Genomic DNA, 7,099 nt, shown 5'->3' with positions numbered 1-7,099 from the left:
GAATGACCCACCGCTTTCGCGAGCAGGCTCGCTCCCACAGTTCAATCAGCTTTCGGCTACGGTCCTGCGCTCGCGGGTGACCAGCAAGCGCTCCGAAGTCTCAAGCTGCATGCACCGCTCCAGGAACAGGTACATGTAGTCGTAGCTCTTGCAGATCGCCTGCCGCAGCTCGGCCTGCAAGGCCTTGCTCGGGTTCATGCCGGCCAGGGTGCAGATGATTTCCAGCGCTTCCCACGGATGGGCGTCGTCGTACTGGGCGTGCATCTTCAACCACTTCATCGCCCGTTTGCGATCTTCTTCCGGGAACGCCGCGGCGTAGACCCCGGTCGAGCAGACCACCGCTGACCACTCCCCGGTCGCGCCCTCGATCGCATAGTTGGTCGCGGCAATCGCTACGATCAGCGAATCCGCTGAGCTGGTGTGCCAGCACCAGTGACTCAGAGCGTGCAGCTCCGGCGGCACTTGCTGGGCCTGGAGATCTTCGAGACTGACGCCATGGGCGCGACTCCAGTGCATCCAGTAGTCGGCATGGTTGAGTTCGACGCGAATGTTGCGCATCAGCCAGCGCCGCGCCATGTCCTCGCCGGGGTGGCGGGCGAAGCGGGTCTTGGTCAGGTTCTGCGCCATGTACAAGGCAAACTGCTCGACCACCGGCCAGCCGCCGATCAGGTACTGGCGCATGGTTTTCGCGCTGAGTCTGTTGTCGCGCATGCGCTGATAAAGTTCATGTTCGACAACCCGGTGCTTGCTCTCGCTGCAATCCTTGATGAGCTGTTGCGCCCAGGCAGGATAACTTGCAGCTTCCATGAGGGGTCCGGTTCGGTTGAATGTGTCGATCACTGTTCGGCTCCTTTTGAGTTGTGATGGCAAGGATCGGCGAGAGACTTCAACGGAACGTGCCAGGCGCTTTGAACAACAACGGCTGCGGTCTGGCAGGGCGACTTTGCAAACTGTCACAGGTAAATAACTGCGGGCGCTCGATGACATACCCCTGAGCGTAATCCACACCTATTTCAAGCAATGCCTGTTCGATCTGGTTAGTTTCAACAAACTCGGCAATTGTCTGCTTACCCATAACATGGCCAATGTGATTGATCACTTCGACCATTGCCCGATTAATCGGGTCGTCCAGCATATCCTTGACGAAACTCCCGTCGATCTTCAGGAAGTCTACAGGCAAATGTTTCAAGTAAGCGAATGAAGACATTCCGGCACAAAAGTCATCCAGAGAAAAGTGACAACCTAAGCCTTTGAGTTCATTGATAAAACGAATTGCACTGCCAAGATTAGCGATTGCACTGGTTTCAGTAATTTCAAAACAAATCATTTCAGGCGGTATAGCGTAGTTAACAAACTGTTCCCGCAGGAAGTGCAAAAACGCGTCATCTCCTATAGTAATGCCTGACAGATTAATCGCACACATTGCCAAAGGAAGTTCATGTTCCTGTTCAATACACAGGGCAATAACCTTGAAAACATTTTCAACTACCCAGCGATCTAACTGGGTCATCAAACCATATCGCTCCGCTGCCGGAATAAAGCTGTCAGGCAAAATCATCCGCCCGGATTCATCATGCAAGCGCAGGAGGATTTCGATGTGTCCGGCCTGGCCGGGTTGCGGCTTGAGCGGTACGATCTGCTGGGCATAAAGGCAGAAGCGGTTTTCTTCCAGCGCCATGTGCAGGCGCTGCACCCAGGCCATTTCACCGAAGCGCATCGACAGTTCGGAATCATCGGCATGGTAGACCTGCACGCGGTTGCGGCCTTTTTCCTTGGCCATGTAGCAGGCCATGTCCGCCGCGCGCAGGGAAGCTTCGAGGGTGGTCGGATTCTGCGCCACGTGCACCAGGCCGATACTGACGGTGGTCAGGAACGGCCGCCCCTTCCAGACAAAATGCAGGTTCTGCACGGTCTGGCGCAGGCTTTCGGCAATCTTCTCGGCGATGTCCGGCGGGCAGTTCTCCAGCAAAATCCCGAATTCGTCGCCGCCCAGTCGCGCCAGGGTATCGCCCTCGCGCAAGTCTGATTGCAGCAGCGTGCAGATGTGCCGCAGCAATTCATCGCCCGCCGCGTGCCCGCAGGTGTCGTTGACCAGTTTGAACTGGTCCAGATCGAGGAACATCAGCGCGTGCCGCCCGGGCTGGCGCGTCAGTTTGTGCAAGGCCTGTTCGAGGCGATATTCGAATTCGCGGCGGTTGGCCAGCCCGGTCAGCGCATCGTGGGTCGCCTGCCAGGACAGATTGGCGATGTATTGCCGCTCCTGAGTCATGTCGTGCAGCACCAGCACCGTGCCGCTGACATTCCCGGCATTGCGGATCGGCGCGCCGACCAGGGTCACCGACAGGGTGCTGCCGTCCAGCCGCTGAATCAGCTTGGAATGTTCGCTGCCGCCGCTGAGCTGGCCGCTGAGAATGTGCTCGATCAACGTCAGCCCTTCGGTCTGGGCGTTATCGTCGAGCAGGTTGAACAGCGCCGACAACGGCAGCCCCGCCGCCTGCTCAGCCTTCCAGTGCGTCATGGCCTCGGCGGCGGGGTTCATGTAATCAATCGCGCCGTTGACGTCGGTGGTGATCACGCCATCACCAATCGACTGCAGCGTGATATGCGCGCGATCCTTTTCCAGTTGCAGCGCCTGGGCAAACTCATGGCGCTGCTTGAGCAGTTTGTGCGTGCGCCACAGCGCCAGCGCGATCAGACCCAGCGCGGTGGCCAGGTTGGTGAACAGCAGCAGGCGCATGATCACCCGCGAGCCTTCGCCCAAGGCATCGCTGAAAGCCCTGGCCGCTGGGGTGACTGCATCGTTGATGGCGAAGATCTGTAACTTCCAGCGCTGCACATCGCCGGGACTGGCCTGGTTCTGCGCAATGCCTTGGTGCATCTCCTGCGCGACTTCGTGCAGTCGGTCAAGATAGGCATCGCCAATCGTCCAGCGATCGATCGCGGTTTCCAGATAACTGTAGTGGCGGAAATTGAGGTACAGCCAGATGACGCTGGAGACATCGTCTGGATGATTGCCACCCTTGAGAATGCCTTCGCGCGCCGCTTGCAGATCGGGCGGCTGACGATCCAGCGCCAGGCGCAATTGGTGCCCGCCCTGAGGCACGGCGATCGCCGTCAGGTATTTGCGATAGATCGCCTCGTCACGGCTGTCGGCGTAGAGGTTGAGGTAATAAATGGCGTCTTTCTGGCCCTTGGACCACAGGCTTTCGCCAGCTACGTAGCCACGCACGGCCGAAAGCACGTAAAGGCTCACGCCCCCCAGTAATGCCTGGAACACCACGACAGCAATAAAGGGCCAGACGATACCCAACAACCGTGGTGTTCCCAGAGTCTGCTTTTGCTTCATGAGAGTCCTTGCATGAGCACTGCCCGCTCGCCTTCCGGGCGAATTCGCTATGACGAGACTAGGTGGGGTTCTCGTTCAAGGCAAGGCGCGGCGTTACACCGCGCGCAGAACCTCTGACAGGTCGGCGAGGGTTTCGATCAGTGCTGTTGCAAGTTGCCGTAGAGCTTGGCGTACAGACCGCCGTCGGCGATCAGTTGACGATGGTCGCCGTCCTCGGCGATCTGCCCGCCGTCGAACACCAGCACGCGGTCCGCCTGTTTCACCGCCGACAGGCGATGGGCAATGATCAGCGTGGTGCGGCCATGGAGAAACTTCGCCATCGCCTGGTGCAGGTTGTACTCGGTGGCGGCGTCGAGGGCCGAGGTGGCTTCGTCGAGAATCACCACTTTCGGCTCGGCGAGAATCATCCGCGCAATCGCCAGACGCTGGCGCTGACCGCCGGACAAACGCACGCCGGAGCGACCGACGATGCTGTCGAGGCCAGCGGGCAGCGCACGGATGGTCGCGGCCATCTGCGCAATTTCCAGCGCCTGCCAGCAGGCTTCGTCGCTGCGCATGCGGCCCATGGTCAGGTTGGCGCGCACGCTGTCATTGAACAGCGCCGGATGCTGCAGCACCACCGCGACGTTCTCGCGCACCGTCTCCAGACCGATCTCCTGCTGGGTCGACCCGCCAAAGCGGATGGTCCCGGCCGCTGGCGTGTACAGGCCCAACAGCAACTGCACCAAGGTACTTTTGCCGCCGCCGCTGGCGCCGACGATCGCGACTTTTTCGCCGGGCAGGATCGACAGGTTCATCTGATCCAGCACCAACTCGTCGCCATAACCGAAACTCAGGCCTTGCACCTCGATGCCGACGGTGTCGCGTCCCTTGAACGGATCGACGCCGCCGGGATACTGCGGCTCGTCGGCGCGCGCCAGCAATTCATTGATCCGCGTCAGCGCACCGCCCGCCGCGTAATAGGCGTATTGCAGATTGAGCAGCTGTTCGACCGGGCCGATCATGAACCACAGGTAACTGAACACCGCGAGCATCTGCCCGATCGACAGGTCAGAAAACAGCACGGTGAGCATCGCCGCCGCGCGGAAGATGTCGATGCCGAACTGGAACAGCAAACCACTGGCGCGGTTCGAGGCGTCGGTTTTCCACTGCGAGTTGACTGCGTAGTTGCGCACCTCCTGCGCGCGCAAACCGAGGCGCCCGAGGAAATAGCCCTGGCGGTTGCCGGCGCGCACTTCCTGAATCGCATCGAGGGTTTCGCTCAGGGCCTGAGTGAAGCGCGAGGTGCTGTCGTTCTCCAGTTTCTTCAGATGCTTGACCCGCTTGCCCAACTGCACCGTGGCGTAGATCACCAACGGGTTGAACAGCAGAATCAGCAGCGCCAGCTTCCAGTGCATCCACATGAGGATGCTGGCGGTGCCGACCAGGGTCAGCATCGCGACGAGGAAGCGGCTGAGGGTTTCGCCGACGAATTTGTCGAGGGTATCCAGATCGGTGACCAAATGCGTGGTCACCGTGCCGCTGCCGAGGCTTTCGTATTCGCCGAGGGAAATGCGTTTGAGCCGCTCGATCAGGCGCACGCGAATGCGGTAGACGATGTCCTTGGCCAGGCGCGCGAACAGCCGTGATTGCAACACGCTAAAACACAGGGCGCTGCAACGCAAAGTCAGGGTCACCACCAGCATCAGGCCGATATAACCCGCCGCCTGCTGCCACATGCTCGGCAGAAAATGATTCATGACTTTCAGCGCGGCATCGCCGTGGCCGAGCAGCACTTCGTCGACCAGCAATGGCAGCAGCAAGGGAATCGGCACGCTGCACAGCGTCGCCAGCACGGCCACGCCGTTGGCGATCCACAGGGATTTCTTGTGATGCAGTGCCAGACGCCGGACTTCAGCCCAGCTCAGCCGGTCGACACGCTCTACGGCTGGCGTGTCATCGGCGCGGTCAGACACAGGCCGCACGCTCCAGCCAACGGCCGAGCAACGGCGACAGCTCGCTGAGCGGTTGATAGCCGTTGGTGAGCAGCGCCAGTTGCCCGTTGCGCTCGGCCAGCAGGGTCGGGAACCCGGCGATGCCCAGATCCTGGACCCAGGTGAAATCGGCCTGGGTCGCCTTGTGCTGATCGGCATGATCGAACAACGCCGCGAATTCGATACGCGGCACACCGGCCTGCTCCGCCAGTTCGACCAGCACGCTGGCCTGGGTGACATCGCGACCTTCGGCGTAAAACGCCTGCTGGATCAGCCCGACCAATGTCCACGCGCAATCCGGCGCCAGACTGCGCGCGGTGACAATGGCGCGACAGGCAGGTTCGGTGTCGTAGACAAAACCGTCAGGCAACGCGCCGTCGAACTTGAACGGCTGGCCGGTGGCCTCGGTGACCGCTTGCCAGTGCTCAAGAATGTAGCGCCGCGTGGTCGGCTCCAGCGCCGAGCCACTGCCGGTGCGCAGACCGCCAACCACCAGATGCAGCTCGACCCCGGCTGCCTGCGCCTGCTCGACCAGTGCCTTGGCCACCGGAGCAAAACCCCAGCACCATGAACACATCGGATCCATCACGTAGAGCAGGCGCGCAGACATGGTTAAGCCTCGGAGGATGCTTGCTTATAGTTGTAGCCGATCGGGTGCGGCTGATTGCGTGCCTTGGCCAGTTCGATCTGCTTTTGCCGATCGATGGCGCTGCGCCGGGTCTTCTCGCTGAGCTTGTCCCAGCAATGCGGGCAACTGATGCCGGCGACGTAATGCTCGGAGGCGCGATCTTCAACGCTGACCGGCGTGCGGCAGGCATGACATTGATCGTAGTCGCCTTCCGTCAGGTCGTGACGCACGGTGACGCGGTTGTCGAAGACGAAGCAGTCGCCGCGCCACTTGGTTTCTTCCTGCGGCACCTCTTCGAGGTACTTCAGGATGCCGCCCTTGAGGTGGTAAACCTCTTCGAAACCTTCGCCGAGCATGTAGCTCGAGGCTTTCTCGCAGCGGATGCCGCCGGTGCAGAACATCGCGACCTTCTTGTGCACGGCCGGGTCGAAGTGTTCTTTGATGTAGTCGGGAAACTCGCGAAAACTGGTGGTTTTCGGATCGATGGCGCCTTCGAAGGTGCCGATCGACACTTCGTAATCGTTGCGCGTGTCGATCAGCAGCACTTCCGGGTCGCTGATCAGCGCGTTCCAGTCCTGCGGTTCGACGTAGGTGCCGACCTTCTTGTTCGGGTCAACGCCTTCAACGCCGAGGGTGACGATCTCTTTCTTCAGCTTGACCTTGGTGCGATAGAACGGCTGCTCGTCGCAATACGATTCCTTGTGGTCGATGTCGACCATGCGCGGATCGTTCTTGAGCCAGGCGAGCAGACCGTCGATGCCTTCGCGGCTGCCGGAAACCGTGCCGTTGATGCCTTCTTCGGCGATCAGCAGAGTGCCTTTGATGCCGTTGTCGACCATCGCTTGCAGCAGTGGCTCGCGCAGGTCAACGTAATCTTCGAGGGTGACGAACTTGTACAGTGCCGCCACGACAATCGGTTGTGTCATGGGTATTTCTCCAGGTGGCTACCCTCGCAAAGGGTGAACCGGATTCAAAAAAAAACGCGCCGGCTAAGCGGCGCGTTGCGGATTCTAGCAAAAACATGATGTGTTTTGGATTTACTCAGTCTTCTGTGACAACACAAAACCTGTGGCGAGGGGATTTATCCCCGTTGGGTGGCGAAGCAACCCTAAACCCATTCAGCCCCGTTCCTTCTGCCAGGACCGTGGTTAC

Annotated in this window: 5 protein-coding genes; all 5 read right to left on the bottom strand. The window is 60.1% G+C overall.

Annotation, left to right across the window (positions count from 1 at the left end; genetic code table 11):
• Window positions 1-45 precede the first annotated feature (45 nt).
• Complete coding sequence (locus F8N49_RS23560) at window positions 46-807, bottom strand: TenA family transcriptional regulator (protein WP_372241045.1); 762 nt, start codon at window positions 805-807, stop codon at window positions 46-48.
• Between the two features lie 79 nt (window positions 808-886).
• Window positions 887-3,346, bottom strand: a complete 2,460-nt coding sequence (locus F8N49_RS23555; protein ID WP_151552799.1) for an EAL domain-containing protein — start codon at window positions 3,344-3,346, stop codon at window positions 887-889.
• A 137-nt stretch (window positions 3,347-3,483) separates the two neighbouring features.
• Window positions 3,484-5,301 carry an ABC transporter ATP-binding protein gene (locus F8N49_RS23550; protein ID WP_151552797.1) on the bottom strand — a complete coding sequence of 606 codons (1,818 nt, stop codon included), beginning with the start codon at window positions 5,299-5,301 and terminating at the stop codon, window positions 3,484-3,486.
• The gene (locus F8N49_RS23545) at window positions 5,294-5,896 is read right to left on the bottom strand and encodes a DsbA family protein (protein ID WP_177180902.1); all 603 of its coding nucleotides are present in this window, start codon (window positions 5,894-5,896) and stop codon (window positions 5,294-5,296) included. Before F8N49_RS23545 ends, F8N49_RS23550 begins: the two co-directional genes overlap by 8 nt.
• A 35-nt stretch (window positions 5,897-5,931) precedes the next feature.
• Entirely contained in the window at window positions 5,932-6,873 is a 942-nt protein-coding gene (locus F8N49_RS23540; protein WP_041478261.1) for a rhodanese-related sulfurtransferase, read from the bottom strand.
• Window positions 6,874-7,099: the final 226 nt, after the last annotated feature.

Origin of the sequence: Pseudomonas sp. GXM4 (assembly GCF_008923895.1) — a bacterium.
Lineage (GTDB): Bacteria > Pseudomonadota > Gammaproteobacteria > Pseudomonadales > Pseudomonadaceae > Aquipseudomonas > Aquipseudomonas atacamensis.
Note: the sequence above shows the minus strand (reverse complement) of the source record. Positions and strands in the feature narration are given on the sequence as shown.